Origin of the sequence: Nocardioides humi, from assembly GCF_006494775.1 — a bacterium.
GTDB classification, from domain to species: Bacteria; Actinomycetota; Actinomycetes; order Propionibacteriales; family Nocardioidaceae; genus Nocardioides; species Nocardioides humi.
In genome coordinates this window covers 736,603-751,613 of record NZ_CP041146.1, presented here as the reverse complement: position 1 = coordinate 751,613, position 15,011 = coordinate 736,603, and the positions used below count along the sequence as shown (strand labels likewise).

At 68.9% G+C, this 15,011-nt stretch carries 18 protein-coding genes; 9 read left to right on the top strand and 9 right to left on the bottom strand.

From position 1 onward, the window contains the following. Nucleotide 1 precedes the first annotated feature (1 nt). Together FIV44_RS03685 and FIV44_RS03680 are read right to left on the bottom strand one after the other, a co-directional pair. The gene (locus FIV44_RS03685) at nt 2–1,492 is read right to left on the bottom strand and encodes an MBL fold metallo-hydrolase (protein WP_141003306.1); all 1,491 of its coding nucleotides are present in this window, start codon (nt 1,490–1,492) and stop codon (nt 2–4) included. A gap of 7 nt (nt 1,493–1,499) precedes the next feature. Further along, on the bottom strand, nt 1,500–1,802 hold the full coding sequence (locus FIV44_RS03680) for a rhodanese-like domain-containing protein (protein WP_141003305.1): 303 nt from the start codon (nt 1,800–1,802) through the stop codon (nt 1,500–1,502). A 150-nt stretch (nt 1,803–1,952) separates the two neighbouring features. On the opposite strand from FIV44_RS03680, the gene FIV44_RS03675 reads away from it, so the two are divergent. The 4 genes from FIV44_RS03675 to FIV44_RS03660 all read left to right on the top strand — a co-directional run bounded on the left by FIV44_RS03675 (nt 1,953) and on the right by FIV44_RS03660 (nt 3,931). Then, a complete protein-coding gene (locus FIV44_RS03675; RefSeq protein ID WP_141003304.1) occupies nt 1,953–2,363 on the top strand; it encodes a DUF302 domain-containing protein in 411 nt (136 codons plus the stop codon). After that, nucleotides 2,363–2,629, top strand: a complete 267-nt coding sequence (locus FIV44_RS03670) for a metal-sensitive transcriptional regulator (protein ID WP_141003303.1) — start codon at nt 2,363–2,365, stop codon at nt 2,627–2,629. The genes FIV44_RS03675 and FIV44_RS03670 overlap by 1 nt, the downstream gene beginning before the upstream one ends. A 778-nt stretch (nt 2,630–3,407) precedes the next feature. After that, complete coding sequence (locus FIV44_RS03665) at nt 3,408–3,668, top strand: type II toxin-antitoxin system Phd/YefM family antitoxin (RefSeq protein WP_223394072.1); 261 nt, start codon at nt 3,408–3,410, stop codon at nt 3,666–3,668. 2 nt (nt 3,669–3,670) lie between these two features. After that, nucleotides 3,671–3,931 carry a Txe/YoeB family addiction module toxin gene (locus tag FIV44_RS03660; protein ID WP_141003302.1) on the top strand — a complete coding sequence of 87 codons (261 nt, stop codon included), beginning with the start codon at nt 3,671–3,673 and terminating at the stop codon, nt 3,929–3,931. A 436-nt stretch (nt 3,932–4,367) separates the two neighbouring features. Here the strand turns inward: FIV44_RS03660 and FIV44_RS03655 are convergent, their stop codons facing one another. From FIV44_RS03655 to FIV44_RS03640, 4 genes are read right to left on the bottom strand one after another with little or no spacing between them, the layout of a single operon-like run. Continuing rightward, entirely contained in the window at nt 4,368–4,826 is a 459-nt protein-coding gene (locus tag FIV44_RS03655; protein WP_141003301.1) for an arsenate-mycothiol transferase ArsC, read from the bottom strand. 20 nt (nt 4,827–4,846) lie between these two features. After that, nucleotides 4,847–5,329, bottom strand: a complete 483-nt coding sequence (locus tag FIV44_RS03650; RefSeq protein ID WP_141003300.1) for an arsenate-mycothiol transferase ArsC — start codon at nt 5,327–5,329, stop codon at nt 4,847–4,849. Further along, nucleotides 5,326–6,465 carry an ACR3 family arsenite efflux transporter gene (arsB, locus tag FIV44_RS03645; RefSeq protein ID WP_141003299.1) on the bottom strand — a complete coding sequence of 380 codons (1,140 nt, stop codon included), beginning with the start codon at nt 6,463–6,465 and terminating at the stop codon, nt 5,326–5,328. Before arsB ends, FIV44_RS03650 begins: the two co-directional genes overlap by 4 nt. Continuing rightward, nucleotides 6,462–6,863, bottom strand: coding sequence for an ArsR/SmtB family transcription factor (locus FIV44_RS03640; protein WP_141003298.1), 402 nt, complete (start codon nt 6,861–6,863; stop codon nt 6,462–6,464). The genes arsB and FIV44_RS03640 overlap by 4 nt, the downstream gene beginning before the upstream one ends. 136 nt (nt 6,864–6,999) lie before the next feature. On the opposite strand from FIV44_RS03640, the gene FIV44_RS03635 reads away from it, so the two are divergent. Further along, a complete protein-coding gene (locus FIV44_RS03635) occupies nt 7,000–7,623 on the top strand; it encodes an arsenate-mycothiol transferase ArsC (protein ID WP_181410969.1) in 624 nt (207 codons plus the stop codon). Here FIV44_RS03635 and FIV44_RS03630 read toward each other — a convergent pair. Continuing rightward, a complete protein-coding gene (locus tag FIV44_RS03630; RefSeq protein ID WP_141003296.1) occupies nt 7,609–8,844 on the bottom strand; it encodes an MFS transporter in 1,236 nt (411 codons plus the stop codon). The two genes, FIV44_RS03635 and FIV44_RS03630, sit on opposite strands and share 15 nt — an antisense overlap. 64 nt (nt 8,845–8,908) lie before the next feature. Further along, the gene (locus FIV44_RS03625; protein WP_141003295.1) at nt 8,909–10,306 is read right to left on the bottom strand and encodes an NAD(P)/FAD-dependent oxidoreductase; all 1,398 of its coding nucleotides are present in this window, start codon (nt 10,304–10,306) and stop codon (nt 8,909–8,911) included. A gap of 104 nt (nt 10,307–10,410) precedes the next feature. On the opposite strand from FIV44_RS03625, the gene FIV44_RS03620 reads away from it, so the two are divergent. The 3 genes from FIV44_RS03620 to FIV44_RS31050 are packed head-to-tail and all read left to right on the top strand — an operon-like array spanning nt 10,411 to nt 12,520. Further along, nucleotides 10,411–11,352 (top strand): helix-turn-helix domain-containing GNAT family N-acetyltransferase, encoded by a 942-nt coding sequence (locus FIV44_RS03620; RefSeq protein ID WP_141003294.1) that lies wholly within the window; start codon nt 10,411–10,413, stop codon nt 11,350–11,352. A gap of 8 nt (nt 11,353–11,360) precedes the next feature. Beyond that, complete coding sequence (locus FIV44_RS31055; protein WP_219996277.1) at nt 11,361–12,005, top strand: NAD(P)-binding domain-containing protein; 645 nt, start codon at nt 11,361–11,363, stop codon at nt 12,003–12,005. Further along, nucleotides 12,002–12,520, top strand: a complete 519-nt coding sequence (locus tag FIV44_RS31050; protein ID WP_219996276.1) for a hypothetical protein — start codon at nt 12,002–12,004, stop codon at nt 12,518–12,520. The genes FIV44_RS31055 and FIV44_RS31050 overlap by 4 nt, the downstream gene beginning before the upstream one ends. Before the next feature lie 104 nt (nt 12,521–12,624). Here the strand turns inward: FIV44_RS31050 and FIV44_RS03610 are convergent, their stop codons facing one another. After that, complete coding sequence (locus tag FIV44_RS03610) at nt 12,625–13,080, bottom strand: MerR family transcriptional regulator (protein ID WP_219996275.1); 456 nt, start codon at nt 13,078–13,080, stop codon at nt 12,625–12,627. Nucleotides 13,081–13,248: 168 nt separating this feature from the next. On the opposite strand from FIV44_RS03610, the gene FIV44_RS03605 reads away from it, so the two are divergent. After that, nucleotides 13,249–14,763, top strand: a complete 1,515-nt coding sequence (locus tag FIV44_RS03605; RefSeq protein WP_246086791.1) for a SulP family inorganic anion transporter — start codon at nt 13,249–13,251, stop codon at nt 14,761–14,763. Nucleotides 14,764–15,011: the final 248 nt, after the last annotated feature.

The following is a 15,011-nucleotide window of genomic DNA, read 5'->3' as shown; positions in this document are numbered from 1 at the left end:
ATCAGGCGTCGGGCCCGTCGGCGCCGTGGGTGGTGTCAGAGGAGTCGCCTTCGGGGCTCACCAGGTGTAGGCCGACCTTCTCGGCGTTCTCGAAGGAGTCGTCGACCGCGACCGGGGTGCGGCCGGCGGCGGCGACGAACGAGGCGGCGACCGAGGCGCGGTAGCCGCTGGCGCAGTGCACCCACACCTCACCGGTCGGCACCTCGCCGACGCGGCGGGGCAGCTCGTGGATCGGGATGTTGACCGCCCCGGCGATCGCTGCGCCCTCGTACTCGTCAGCGCGGCGCACGTCGAGCACGACGACGTCGCGGTGATGGCGCACCTGCGCCAGGTCGGCGAAGGTGGCGGTGGGAAAGCTTCCGAGCTCACCGTCGGTCCAGTCCTGCGGACCGCCGGTGGCCTGGGATGCGGGCCGGTCGATGCCGATCCGGACCAGCTCACGCTGGGCGGTGGCCACGTCCTCGGCGGTCTCGCCGAGCAGAGTCACGGGGGTGCCCCACTCGATCAGCCAGCCCAGGTAGGTCGAGAAGGCACCGTCGAGTCCGAAGTTGAAGGTTCCGGGGGCGTGCCCGGCGGCGAAGGCCTTGCGGTTGCGCAGGTCCACCACCCACTCACCCGCGTCGATCCGGCGCCGCAGCTCGGTCGCGTCGGCCTCCTGCACCGGGGAGAGGTCGGGCGCGGAGGGACCGGCGGCGTTGGCGGGTCCCATGTGCACGTAGTACGCCGGCCAGGCACCGAGGCCGTCCAGCAACTCGCGGACGTAGGTCTCCTCGTCCTGGGTCAGGACCGGGTTCGAGCGTTTCTCGTCGCCGATCGTGGAGGCGGTGACGTCGGACTGGGTGGCCGAGCAGAACGACCCGAACCCGTGGGTCGGGTAGACCTCGGCCTCGTCGGGCAGTTGCTCGGCGAGCTTGTGCGCCGATGCGTGCTGGTGACGCACCAGGGCATCGGTGTGCTCCTCGCCGAGCAGGTCGGGTCGACCGGTGGCGCCGTAGAGCAGCGAGCCGCCGGTGAACACGGCGTACGGCTCCTCGCCGTCAGGCCCGTCGACAGAGAGCGCGTAGGACAGGTGGGTGAAGGTGTGACCGGGGGTGGCGATCGCACGGACGCGCATACGGTCGCCCACCTCGACGACCTCGCCGTCGGCGATCGGGGTGCGGTCGAAGGACACCTCGTCCTCGCCGTTGACCAGGTATGCCGCTCCGGTTGCCTGCGCGAGCGCCAGGCCACCGGTGACGTAGTCGTTGTGGATGTGGGTCTCGAAGACGTGGGTCAGTCGGACGCCGTCGGCCTCGAGCACCTCCAGCACCCGGTCGATGTCGCGCTGAGGGTCAATCACCAGGGCGGCCTCGCCGTCGTGGACCACGTAGGTGCGGTCCCCGAGCGATGAGGTCTCGAGGGTGCGGACGGTCAGTCCTTCGGCCGGCCGCTGCTGGGCCTCCTCGGTCACCGAGGCCGGTGCGGGTGTCTCGGTGGTGGTCTCGTCAGTCATATTCGCCTCACTTCTCGATCGGTCGCCCGGAGCGGATCCAAGCGCTGGTGCCACCGGCGACGTTGATCGCGTCGAAGTCGTTCGCGGTCAGGACGTCGACCATCGCGCTGCTGCGATTGCCCGAGGCGCACACCACGTGCACCGGACGGTCCCGGTCAATCTCTCCCAGTCGGGCGGTCAGCTGACCCATCGGGATGTTGGTCGCACCCGGCACGTGGCCCTCGCGGAACTCCGCGGGCTCACGGACGTCAACCACGGCTGCGCCCTGATCGAGCGCCGCAGCGAGCTGATCGACAGTGGTCTCGCGCATGGAAGGACTCCTTTGCTGGCTCGTCGAACCTCACAACACAACCCCCGGGGGTTATGTCCCCGAACAGTAACACATCCCCCAGGGGGTTGTATGGTTGTGAGTGCAGGCCAGCCACGGGCCTCGTGATCGGTACCCGGGAGGAAATGACCCATGACGAAGTACACGCTCGAAGCCACGGTGCGCCGCCCCTATGACGAAACCGTCGAGGCGGTGCGTGCCGAGCTCTCGGCCGCCGGATTCGGCATCCTCACTGAGATCGACCTCAAGGCGACGCTGAAGGCGAAGCTCGACGTCGACGTCACTCCGCAGGTCATCTTGGGCGCTTGCCGGCCGCAGCTGGCCCACCAGGCGCTCGAGGCCGACCCGTCGATCGCCGCGCTGCTGCCTTGCAACGTCGTCGTCCGAGCCGTGGACGACACCACCACCGTCGTCGAGGCCTTCGATCCCGACGCCATGATGTCCCTCGCCGGCCAGGGCCAGGCCGGCGACACACTGCGCACAGTCGCGACCGACGCACGACAGCGGCTGACCGCGGCCCTGGCCGCATTGGAGAGCAACTGATGGACCTCGAACCCACCGAGATCAAAGCGATCATCACCCGCATGAAGCGCGCCAACGGCCACCTCGCCAGCGTCATCCGGATGATGGAGGAGGGCTCGGACTGCGAGTCCGTACTCACCCAGCTCGCCGCCGTCAACAAGGCCCTCGCCCGCGCCGGTTACGCCATCGTGGCCACCGGACTGCAGCAGTGCTTGGTCGAAAGCGACGAAGGGCTCGACGGTGTTGACGTCAAGAAGATGGAGAAGCTGTTCCTCGCTCTTGCCTGACCGCCGCGCCGGTCACTGAAGGACCAGACGTCTCGCCGACGCTCCGCTCCAGGAGGCAGTGACTCGCTCATGATGAACCTGGGCGAGGTCGCGAACCGGGCGCCGCCCGGCATCTGGCGCCGGACGGCGCCGCGTGGGCCGCTCGCCTTCGCTAACCGCAACTTCGTCTTCCATCAGTAGGGCGATCACCAGCGAACCCATCTCTCGCAAGCGTACCGGCGTAGAAGGCCTCGCCGCAGCTGGGTTTCGACGAGGCCGCCGTCGAGTTCGAAGAAGAGGCCGAGGGCGGCACGCAAAGGAACTGAGATTCGAACCGTGCCGCGTTTAGGCCCCGGAAACCACAGCAAGAATGGCCCTTCGAGGTCACATCCGAACAAGAAGTACCAGCCCGACACGACTGTCCTCATCAGCGTTCGCGCAGGTCAGCGCACGAATGCTCATAGGCCAGCAAACGCTGGCCAACTGGCGTCCGCTCGCGCTGGATGTCCAGAGGTCGCAGGTTCAAATCCTGCCCCCGCTACAAGAAAGTGGCCCCTGACCTGCGGAAACGCGAGTCAGGGGCCACTCAGCATTTTGAACCCATTGCGCTTATGCCGCGGATTGGGTCCCAGAAACCCCGCTGCATCCGCACGCAATCGGGGCCTTGGGGCCGCGTGGTTCTTGCGCCGTAGGCGCTACGAGGCTCCAATGGGCCGTGTCCTGCACGCTGGTGGCCGCGTGGGGCTTGTCACTGCACTCTTGACCTGGCCTGTACAGTTTTCTGTACTGAGGAGGTGGGATGGTGAAGACGCTGAGCTACACCGAGTCCCGGGCCCGTTATGCCCAGGTGCTCGATGACGTGGTGAACGACCGAGAGGAAGTCGTGATCACCCGAGCCGGTCACCCCTCGGTGGTGATCGTGTCGTTGGAGGACTTCGAGTCCCTGCGCGAAACCGCCTACCTGATGCGCTCACCCGCCAACGCTCGTCGCCTGCTCGATGCCATGGAGCGTCTGGAGGCCAACGCAGGGGAGAGCCACGACCTCCTCGACGCCGACTGAGGATGCGGCTGGTCTGGGACGCCAATGCCTGGGAGGACTACCTGTGGTGGCAGACCCAGGACCGCAAGGTCCTGAAGCGCATCAACCTGCTCATCCAAGACGTCGTGCGCAACGGCAACGAAGGCATCGGCAAGCCCGAGCCGCTCAAGCACGACTTCGCCGGCTACTGGTCACGGCGGATCACCGACGAACACCGGCTGGTCTACAAGGTCACCAGCACTGAAGTCCGCATCGCCGCCTGCCGCTACCACTACGGCCGCTGACCCACCACAACCGCCGTCACACTTCCCGTCGCTGACACGTCGGCATCCGACCGCCGCCCCAGCCCAGTCTGCGGAGGTTTCAAGAGTGCGGTTGGGGCACCAGACGATGCTCGGCTCCACGTAGGTGCGGCATGCGCCCTCGCGAGCGGGCGGGGGAGCGGCGACGCGCCAGCAGGAGCCTGATCCGATGTGCACGCTCATGCCGAGTTGAGTGCGTCAGGGCTCCTGGTCGTACTCGGACTCAACGTAGGACTAGAACTCTTCGACCCATGCGATGAACGTTACCCGTGGCTCAGCGGCGTCTCCCGCTTCCGGGGCCAAGTGAGATGCACGATCGCGACTTCGTCGCCGCACTCAGCAATGACGTCTCGTTCGGCAGGGCCCCCTACGCAGCAGGTGAGTGCGATCAGGTCCGAATCGCGACTGCGGAGGGGGACTACTTCGTGGGTATCACGATGGAAGTGGCCGGTGACCCATGGATCTTGACCGGTCCCAGTTCCTGCGCGAGCTGGTGGACTCGTGCCGCGATGTCGTCGCGAACCAGCCGCATGCGGTCCGCACCGTCGATGCCTCGTTCCGAGGGCTCGTCGGTCTCCCAGACCTCGAAGCGGGTGCCGTCGACGGGTTCGAGCCGCGCCTCGGGGCCCAGAATGACGACGAGGTCTGCTGCGCCGACCAAGTCGGACGTGACGGGCTTCGGCTTCTGCCCGGTGATATCGACGTCGATCTCGCGCAGGGTCGTCACCGATAGCTCGTTGAGGTTCGCGCCCGGGTGGGTGCCGGCAGAATTGACGTGGACGCGGTCGCCGGCCAGCTGCCGCATGAGACCGGCGGCCATCTGCGACTTCCCTCCGTTCTTCACGCAGACGAACAGGACGCTCGGGTTGTCGGCCACGGTTGCGCTCCTCGTCCTTGTCAGCCCTGTTGGAGGACCGACGCCGGGAGGGTGATGTCGGGGACAAGCTCGATCAGGAGGTCGCGGACCCGTCCGTCGATGTCGGCGATGATGGCCCGCACGGTGGCTTCGTCCTGGCCGCCGGGGTCGGCGACGGGCCAGTCGATGTACTTCACCCCGGGGACGTAGGGGCACTCTTCGCCGCAGCCGAGGGTGATGGCCATGGTGCTGGTGGCGATGGTGTCGTGGGTGAGGAGCTTGGGTTGCTCGCCGGAGGTGTCGAGGCCGAGCTTCTCGAGGACCTCGGCGACTTCGGCGTGGATGTGCTCGCCGGGCTGGGTGCCGGCGGAGAGTGCGCGGACGTGGCCACCCGCGTAGTGCTCGGTGAGGACTCGGCTGATGACGGAGCGGCCGCCGTTGCGGATGCAGGCGAACACGACCTGTGGAACGTCGGGCTCGCCGGTCCCGGCTTTGGGGCTGGTGGCGAGGTCGGTATCGGTCATCGGGGCGCTCCTGAGGGATCGGTCGAGGAGGGGCGGGTGTCGGGCTGGGTGGTGGCGCGGTCGGGGAAGAACTTGCGGGCCCAGAGGCTGACGTAGACGAGGCCGACGAGGACGGGGACCTCGATGAGCGGGCCGACGACGCCGGCGAGTGCTTGGCCCGAGGCGACGCCGAAGACGCCGATGGCCACGGCGATGGCGAGCTCGAAGTTGTTGCCGGCGGCGGTGAAGGAGACGGCGGTCGCGCGTGGGTAGTCGAACCCCAGCGCCCTGGTCAGCAGCATGGAGCCGCCCCACATGAGGGCGAAGTAGACCAGCAGCGGTACGGCGATGCGAACGACGTCGAGAGGCTGGTTGGTGATCGTGTCGCCCTGGAGCGCGAACAGCAGGACGATGGTGAACAGCAGCCCGTAGAGCGCCCAGGGTCCGATGCGGGGCAGCAAGGTCGTCTCGTACCACTCGCGGCCCTTGGCGCGTTCGCCCAGGGTGCGAGTCAGGAACCCCGCGGCGAGCGGGATCCCGAGGAAGACGAGCACGGACTTGGCGATGCTCCACATGGAGACGTCGAGGTCGGTCTGGTCGAGTCCGAGCCAGCCGGGCAGGACCTGGAGGTAGAAGTATCCGAGGACGGCGAAGGCCAGGATCTGGAAGACCGCGTTGATGGCGACCAGGATGGCGGCGGCCTCTCGGTCGCCGCAGGCGAGGTCGTTCCAGATCAGCACCATCGCGATGCACCGGGCGAGGCCGACGATGATGAGGCCAGTGCGGTACTCCGGCAGGTCCGGCAGCAGCAGCCAGGCCAGGGCGAACATCAGTGCTGGGCCCAGGACCCAGTTCAGGGCGATCGAGGTCGCCAGGAGGCGGCGGTCGCTGGTGACGTGGCCGAGCTCGTTGTAGCGGACCTTGGCGAGGACCGGGTACATCATCACGAGCAGACCGATGGCGATGGGCAGGGAGACCGAGCCGATTTCCACGGCGGCGAGGGCGTCGTCGAGGCCGTCGACGAGCCGGCCGAGCAGCAGCCCGGCAACCATCGCCACCCCGATCCACACTGGGAGGAACCGGTCCAGGGTCGAGAGCCGCTGGAGTACTGGGCTGTCGGCGCCGGCGGCCGGTGTCTCGCGGACGGCGTCGCTCATGCCGAAGCCCCCACCAGCTCGTTCGAGTTCGCGGTGTTGCCGGTGGCGAACAGGGCTCCGAGCGCGGCCATGGCCTCGGGTCGGGCGATGTAGTAGACCCAGGTGCCCCGCTTCTCGCGGTTCAGCAGCCCGGCCTCGTGCAAAACCTTGAGGTGGTGGCTGATGGTCGGCTGGGACAGGTCGAAGTGCGGCAGCAGGTCGCACACGCATGCCTCACCGCCCTCGTGGGACAGCACCAGCGAGAGCAGCCTCAACCGGGCGGGATCGGCCATGGCCTTGAGCATCGCGACCACGCCGGCGGCCTGCTCGGCGCTGATGGGCTCGCGAGCCAACGGGACGCAGCACGCCAGCCCGTCGGCAGTGAAGGGTGCGCAGTCACTCTGCAACGACTTCGACATGCGTGAATGTTGACATACGTCGATACATAGCGCCACATTGACACTCATCAACATCGACACTCATCCATACCCTGCACCCAGAGTGGGGTGCTTCTACTCGACTGGAGCTGTCATGCACACGAATACGGGTCCCACGTTGGCCGCGGCGCAGGCTGAGCTCGTCGGAGAGTTCGCCGGCGTCTTCTCCTCGCAGACGGTCGAGCAGATCTTGGAGGACAGCTACGCACGGTTGCTCCCGGCGAGCATCGAAGGGTTCCTGCCATTGCTAGCTGAGCGTTTCGCACGTGAACGGCTCCGGGCAGCCTCCCGCGCCTTGCCCGGGCGCGAGGCGCTGCGCCCATTGGTGCTGTTCGTGTGCACCGCCAACTCCGGGCGCTCGCAGATGGCCGCAGCGTTGCTCGCGCTGCGCTCAGCTGGTGCGGTCGAGGTCGCTTCGGCCGGGACCCGACCTAGTGACCACGTCCAGGACGAGGTCGCCACTGTCCTCGCTGAGGTGGGCGTGTCCACGTCCGAGCTGTTCCCCAAGCCGCTGACCGATGAGGTCGTCTCTGGTGCGGACGTGGTTGTGACCATGGGCTGCGGTGACTCGTGCCCGGTGCTGCCTGGGCGGCGCTACGTCGACTGGGACGTCGCCGACCCCGCCTGCGCCGACCTCGACGTCGTTCGGCGGGTGCGAGACGACATCGACGCGCACATCTCGTTGCTTCTCGACGAGCTTCTGCCTGACCGTGGTGCCACGGCTGCCTCAGCGCAGCTCTGAGATGGCGCCCGGCTCCGCGTCTACGTCCTGCAGGGCCGGGCGGTCCTTAGGGGTGGCGCCGACCATCAGGACGGCCGCGACGCCGGCGACGGCTGCGAGGACCAGGAACGCGTCGGCGTAGGAGCCCAGGACCTGAGCCAGTGCGGCCCCGACGAAGGGAGCGATGGCGGCGGCCGCGAGCGCTGGTGCGGTGAGGATGCCGTTCACGGTCCCGTAGGCGGTCGGGCCCCATCGGTCTGTGACGGCGGTGGCCTGGATGAGTGTGTAGATGCCGCGGGCGAGTCCGAGGACCATCCCGAGCACGATGAGGACCCCAGCGGACGACGACGCCAGGGCCAGCGCGGCGGTCGCTACCGCGACGGCAGCGAGCACGACGACGCTGCGGACAGTGACCGAGGTGACGGCCGCGAAGCGGGCGTAGCCGAGGCGTCCGACGACTTGGCCCACGCCGCCGAGGCCGAGGGCGACGGCGGCGAGGTTCCGGCTCAGGCCTTGCTCGACCAGCATGGGTACGAGGTTGATGATCACCGCGAAGACGGCCAGTGCGGTGAGGGCGTTCGCTGCCGCGAGCAGCACGAACGGCCGACTGCGAACAGCTGCGGCAGCCTGCGCCGTCGGCGGTGCTGCCGCCTGGACAGCGGCTCGTGACGTCGTGGGTTGCTCGAGGCTGGCGGGGTCGGTCGTGCGCCACGGGTGGTCGAGTCCCCACCAGTGCAAGGGCACGGTGATGAGGACCAGGCCGGCCAGGAGGATGAGGTAGGCGCCGCGCCAGCCGACGAGGTCCTCGAGGAGTGCGGCGAGTGGGGCGAAGACGGTGCTGGCCAGGCCGGCGACGAGCGTCAGGGTGGTGAGGGCACGTACCCGCTGCGTTCCGCCCCAGTGGGTCAGGGCGGCGAACGCGGGCGGGTAGAGCGTGCCGGCCATGGCTACCCCGACGAGCGCCCATCCGATGTAGAACAGGGCGAGGTGCGGGGCGAGCGCCACGCTGGCGACCCCCGGGATGGCGACCGCCGACGCCGCAGTCACGACACGGCGTGGGCCGAACGCGTCGATGTGTCGACCGACCCAGATCCCGACACCGCCAGACAGGATCTGGGACAGGGAGAATGCGCCGGTGACGGCGACGCTTGACCAGCCGGTGTCGGCGGCGATGGAGGACTGGAGAGCAGCGAACGCGTAGTACAGGACACCCCAGGACACGATCTGCACGGTGCTCAGCACCGCCCCACGTGCCGCAGCCCGACGGCGTCGAGCGTGTCGCCGCCGGGCTGCGTGTGCGTGTGGGTCACCCGCAGGAGCCGCCCGCTGCGCTGGCAGGGCCGGCACTGGCACCGAGGGTGACCAGTTGCGGCTCTACAGCGGCTGGCCCGCAGCAGCCGCCGCTCGCTACGCCGAGGTCGGCGAGCGCGTCGGGATCGTCGAACGCGCCGGCGCCGTTGCAGACCCCGGTGTCAGGCAGGACGAGGTCGACCCGGTCGGCGGCCACGAGGTCTCCGTCGAGAGCCGCGACGACCGAGCGGACCTGCTCGTAGCCGGTCATGGCCAGGAACGACGGCGCGCGGCCGTAGGACTTCATCCCGACCAGGAAGAGACCCTGCTCGGGCTGGGTGAGTTCGCGGTGCCCGTGCGGAGCCACATCCCCGCAGCTGTGGTGGTCGGGGTGGATCTGGTCGGCGAGCACCCGTGCGGCCCCGAGGGCGGGGTCGAGGTCGAGGCGGACCTCGGAGAGGAAGCCGAAGTCGGGCCGGAACCCGGTGACGACGATGACCTCGTCGACGCCAGAGACGCTCTGCCCGTCGAGCGAGGTGATGCTCAGGCGACCGTCCGCCTGGGCGGTCACCGACGCGGTGCGGAACTGGGTGAGGTTGGTGACGATGCCGCTGGTCGCGGCGGCCTTGGCGTCTTGGCCGAGCTTGCCGCGCTGCTCGAGCTGGTCGTTGTCGCCGCCTCCGAACGCGTCGCCTACGGACGGGCGGCGCAGTAGCCACGACACCTGAGTGCCGGTGCCGGCATCGGTCTTCGCGAGCTTGGCCAGGCCGACGAGGACGCCCTGGGCGGAGGCGCCCTTGCCGGCGACGGCGACGTGCTTGCCGGCGTACCGTGCGGCGATGGTCTGGTCGGCGAAGTCGGGGATGCCGTAGGTGATGCGGTTGGCGTTCTCGGTCTCGCCGAGGGCGGGATAGCCGTCGGCGCCGAGCGGGTTCGGGCGCGTCCAGGTGCCGGAGGCGTCCACGACAGCGCTGCCCAGGAGCCGCTCACGACCCTGGGACGTCTCGACGTGGATGGCGAACGGGTCGCTCTCGCGTCCGGAGTCGACCAGCAGGTCCCGGCCAGCGCGAGCGACACCAACGACCCGCGAGTCATAGCGGACCTGCCCGCCGGTGGTGCCGGCCAGGAGATCGGCGAGCGGCTGCAGGTAGCCGTCCCGCCATTCGCCCCCGGTGGGGTAGGCGGCGTCGTCCGGGGCAGTCCAGGTCCCGGACGCGTCCAGCAGGCGGCGTGCGGCGGGGTCGACAAGCTCGGACCACGAGGAGAACAGGCGAACGTGCGACCACTCGCCGACCGCGGCGGCCGCGCGGGGCCCGGCCTCGAGGACAACGAAGCCCATCCCGCGCTCGGCGGCGTTGGCGGCGGCGGCCAGCCCGATGGGGCCGGCGCCGATGATGACCACGGGGTGCTGCATGACTCACTCCTCAGCTCTTGGGCGCTTCATCGACAACAGTCGATGGAACTCGATGTGAGTGACTGTATCGACGTGGGTCGATGGAAGCAAGGTAGTCTGGGTGCATGACGTCGTCATCGGTCACCGACACGCAGGCAGCCCCCGAGGACGCCGCGGCGCAGCCGACCGGGTCTTTGCCGGGCGGGCCCTCGCTGCCGCTGCTGGACGCGGGTGAGCGACGCGAGACGCCCGGATTGGGCAAGGCCGAGGCTGAGGGCTACGCCGAGTGGTTCGCTGTTCTGGCGGACCCGACGCGGGTGCGGCTCCTCCACACGGTCTCGACGTCACCGGCTGGCGCGATGCGCATCGGCGACCTCGCCGCGGCACTCGGAGTCAGCCAGTCCACCTGCTCACACCACGTGGAGCTGCTGAAGAAGGTCGGCTTCGTGGTCGTTGACAAGGTCGGCACCGCCAGCATGGTCTCGGTCAACGCCGCCTGCTGCACTGGCCTCCCGCACGCCGCTGACGTCATCATGGGCACGCTCTCCTCGCCGCCGTGCTGCCCGGAGGACCTGCCGGCCGACGTCACCATCCGCCTGGTGACCGACGCCGACATGTCGGCCGTCCTTGCCATCTACGACGAGGGTCTCGCGACCCGCAACGCCACCTTCGAGACGGCCCTGCCCACCGCGCAGCAACTACGCGACCGCTGGCTGCCCGACCTGGCCTGGGTCGCCGAGTTGAACGGCGAGGTCGTCGGATGGACCGCCGTCACCCCGGTCTCGGCGCGTGACTGCTACGCCGGCGTCGGGGAGAGCTCGGTCTACGTCGCGGCCGCCGCCCGCGGCCGGGGCGTCGGCAAGGCGCTCCTGTACACCCAGGTCACGGGGGCCGACGGTGCCGGGCTCTGGACGCTGCAGACCTCGATCTTCCCCGAGAACCGCGCCAGCATCGCCCTGCACCACTCCGCCGGGTACCGCACCCTCGCCGTGCGTACCCGCATCGCCCAGCTCGACGGTGTCTGGCGCGACACCGTGCTGCTCGAGCGCCGCAGCGAGATCAACTGAGCACGGGGGTGCCCGCCGACCGAGCTGGCTCCGGCGACGGGGACGTCCGAGAGGTCGCGGTCGCGATCATCGGCGGCGGGCAGGCCGGGCTGGCGGTCGGCTTCTACCTGCGCCGGGCCGGACTGGTACCTGGCGAGGACTTCGTCATCCTCGATGCCGCCGACCAACCGGGTGGGGCCTGGCCGCAGATGTGGGACGGGCTGCGGCTGTTCTCACCCTCGACGTACTCCTCGTTGCCCGGCTGGATGATGCCGCCGTGGGACGACGCATCCCACGGGTTCCCGCCCCGCGACCACGTCGTCGACTACCTCACCCGCTACGAGCAGCGATACGAGCTCGCCGTCGAGCGCCCGCGGCGAGTGCTGTCCGTCGAGAGATCGACCTTCGACCCCCATGAGTGCGAGCCGTTGCTGGTGCGCACCAGCCATGGCGACCTCACCGCCAGGGTCGTCGTGTCGGCGACCGGCACCTGGACTCAGCCTTTCTGGCCGGCCTACCCCGGCGCGCAGAGCTTCGCGGGCCGCCAGCTGCACGCCTCGCAGTACCGGCGGCCCGAGGACTTCGCAGGGCAGCGTGTCGTCGTGGTCGGGGCGGCAACTCCGCCGCCCAGATCCTCGCGGAGGTCTCGACGGTCACCGACGCGATCTGGGTGACGGCCCGGCCGCCGCGGTTCCTGCCCGACGATGTCGACGGCCGGGTCCTGTTCACCACGGCCACTCGGCGCGTCCAAGCGCAGCACGAGGGTGGCGACCACCCCGGCGTCGGCGGGCTCGGTGACATCGTGATGGTGCCGAGCGTCCGCGACGCACGCAAGCGCGGGGCCCTCGAGGCGCTGCCCATGTTCAACAGGCTCGACGCCACCGGCATGGTGTGGGCCGACGACACTGGGCGCGACTCAGACGTCATCATCTGGTGCACTGGCTTCCGACCGGCTCTGCGACACCTGAGCCCGCTCCATCTCAGCACCGCAGACGGGCACCCGCGCACGGGCGGACCAGCCGGAACGCAGGCGACCGACGAGCCCCGACTGCACCTGGTCGGGTACGGCGACTGGACCGGCGCAGCATCCGCCACCCTCATCGGCGCCGGCCGAACCGCACGCGACACCGCTCGTGTCGTCCTTCAACAACTGGACGACGGGCAGCGGTCCGAGGCCATCAGCGACTGACGGCGACGACGGGGAGCGCGCTGGACGACGACATCAAGGGTGAGCTTGCTCGTCGGCTCGCCGCGTCCTGGCTGGCCTGGCACTGCTCTCCGCCCGAGGGCGGGCTACCGGCGGGTCGTGGTCTCCCGGGTGAGGAGGCCGATGAACTCGTCTGCCATCTCAAGCTGTCGGACCAGCTTGTGGCGTCGGTCAGCCGCTTCTGCCTGGACCGAGGCCAGACGGTCTCGTGCCTCGACCTGGGCGGTGTCCGAGGTGGCGGGGTCTCGCAGGGCCTCGATGTCGTCGAGGACGGCCTTCATCTCGTCCAGGGTGAAGCCGAGCGGCTTCATGCGGCGGATGACCAAGATCTTCTCGACGTCGTCCTCGGTATAGAGCCGGAACCCGCCCTCGGTGCGACCCGAGGGTGCGAGCAGGCCCACCTCCTCCCAGTGCCGGAGGCTGCGCAGCGACAGCTCGGTCCGGGCAGCGACCTCACCGATGTGCATGACGGCCGACGACCGAAGCCCGGCCTCGTCGCGCCCCGCGTCTGACAAATCCACCTTGCTGGTCACCGTGGCCACCCTCACGTCGCGTCAACTTCAACTCTACCCTTCCGTAAAGGTAGAGTTGAGTCCAGACTTCCGCTGGCGATGACGCCAGCACCCGGCCCATGGTCTCGCACTCACAGCAGGTGCGACGCACCACGGCCGACGACCGCCGCCCTTCCAGCTCGATCGGAGCACCTTGCCTTGACCACATCCGCGCCCGCCGTTGCGCAGTCCGTACCCGACAACAGCGTCAGGACCGCGCTGCGCTCGCCAAAGCTGCTGCGCACCGAGGTCCTCGCCGGCCTCGTCGTCGCGCTCGCGCTCATCCCCGAGGCGATCTCGTTCTCCATCATCGCCGGCGTCGACCCGCAGGTCGGGCTGTTCGCGTCCTTCACCATGGCCGTCGCCATCTCGTTCCTCGGTGGGCGCCCGGCGATGATCTCGGCCGCCACCGGCGCCATCGCATTGGTCATCGCTCCCGTCATGCGCGAGCACGGTCTGGACTACCTGATCGCCACCGTCCTGCTCGGAGGCCTCATCCAGGTCGCGCTCGGCCTCGGCGGCTTCGGCAAGCTCATGCGGTTCATCCCGCGCTCGGTCATGGTCGGGTTCGTCAACGCCCTGGCCATCCTCATCTTCATGGCCCAGGTGCCCTACCTGGTCGACGTGCCCTGGCTGGTCTACCCGATGATTGCCATCGGCATCGCGGTGATGGTCGGCCTCCCGCGGGTCACTAAGGTGATCCCGGCTCCGCTGGTCGCCATCGTCGCGCTCACCGGGTTCACCGTCCTGGCAGCCATCACCGTCCCCGACGTCGGCGACGAGGGCGAGCTCCCCAGCTCGCTGCCGAGCCTGTTCTTTCCCGATGTGCCGTTCAACCTCGACACACTCCAGATCATCGCCCCCTACGCCGTGGCGATGGCGCTGGTCGGGCTGCTGGAGTCGCTGATGACCGCCAAGCTCGTCGACGACATCACCGACACTCACTCCGACAAGACCCGCGAGTCGTGGGGCCAGGGCGCCGCGAACATCATCACCGGGTTCTTCGGCGGCATGGGCGGCTGCGCCATGATCGGCCAGACCATGATCAACGTGAAGGCCTCCGGGGCCCGCACCCGCATCTCGACCTTCCTGGCCGGCGTCTTCCTGCTCATCCTGGTCGTTGGCTTCGGCGACGTCGTCGCCATCATCCCGATGGCCGCGCTGGTCGCGGTGATGATCATGGTCTCGGTCGGCACCTTCGACTGGCACTCGATCCAGCCCGCCACCCTGCGCCGGATGCCGAAGTCGGAGACCACCGTCATGGTCGCCACCGTCGCGGTCACCGTCGCCACGCACAACCTCGCCATCGGCGTCGTCGTGGGCGTCCTGGTTGCCATGACCCTGTTCGCCCGCCGCGTTGCCCACCTCACCGAGACCCGCCGCGAGCTCGTCGAGGACCGCGAGGGGAACGCCACGGCCGTTTACCGCGTCACCGGCGAGCTGTTCTTCGCCTCCTCCAATGACCTATACACCCAGTTCGAGTACGCCGAGGACCCCGACCACGTCGTCATCGACCTCACCGACTCTCACATCTGGGACGCCTCCACCGTCGCCTCACTCGACGCCATCACCACCAAGTACGCCCGCAAGGCCAAGACCGTCACCATCATCGGCCTCAATTCCTCCAGCGCCGACCGCCACGAACGACTCACCGGACAGCTGGCCACTCACTGAGACCGTCCTCTGCTGCGCTGTCCGACCGTCCGCGTTTCGGCAGGGACCGCCCGGATCGCCGGATGACCGAGCGGGTAACCCTCGTTCCCGTCGGCGCGGAGGGGGCAGGGATCCTGCGGCGGCAAACTCAATAGCTTGATCCCGGGACGGTCTCCTGCGCTGCGAGGTCGGCTCTTCTGGGGGACTCGATATCGATTTGAGTCGTGCCGCATTTATGTCCCTTAACGTCCCCCAGGGCGACCCGAACC

Excerpts from the sequence above, each read along its gene's own strand:
- FIV44_RS03665 (WP_223394072.1), top strand. The coding sequence starts at position 3,408 with ATGGTGAAGACGCTGAGCTACACCGAGTCCCGGGCCCGTTATGCCCAG.
- FIV44_RS03620 (WP_141003294.1), top strand. The coding sequence starts at position 10,411 with ATGACGTCGTCATCGGTCACCGACACGCAGGCAGCCCCCGAGGACGCC.
- FIV44_RS03650 (WP_141003300.1), bottom strand. The coding sequence starts at position 5,329 with ATGACCGATACCGACCTCGCCACCAGCCCCAAAGCCGGGACCGGCGAG.
- FIV44_RS03675 (WP_141003304.1), top strand. The coding sequence starts at position 1,953 with ATGACGAAGTACACGCTCGAAGCCACGGTGCGCCGCCCCTATGACGAA.
- FIV44_RS03660 (WP_141003302.1), top strand. The coding sequence starts at position 3,671 with ATGCGGCTGGTCTGGGACGCCAATGCCTGGGAGGACTACCTGTGGTGG.
- FIV44_RS03685 (WP_141003306.1), bottom strand. The coding sequence starts at position 1,492 with ATGACTGACGAGACCACCACCGAGACACCCGCACCGGCCTCGGTGACC.
- FIV44_RS03670 (WP_141003303.1), top strand. The coding sequence starts at position 2,363 with ATGGACCTCGAACCCACCGAGATCAAAGCGATCATCACCCGCATGAAG.
- arsB (WP_141003299.1), bottom strand. The coding sequence starts at position 6,465 with ATGAGCGACGCCGTCCGCGAGACACCGGCCGCCGGCGCCGACAGCCCA.
- FIV44_RS03625 (WP_141003295.1), bottom strand. The coding sequence starts at position 10,306 with ATGCAGCACCCCGTGGTCATCATCGGCGCCGGCCCCATCGGGCTGGCC.
- FIV44_RS03680 (WP_141003305.1), bottom strand. The coding sequence starts at position 1,802 with ATGCGCGAGACCACTGTCGATCAGCTCGCTGCGGCGCTCGATCAGGGC.
- FIV44_RS03640 (WP_141003298.1), bottom strand. The coding sequence starts at position 6,863 with ATGTCGAAGTCGTTGCAGAGTGACTGCGCACCCTTCACTGCCGACGGG.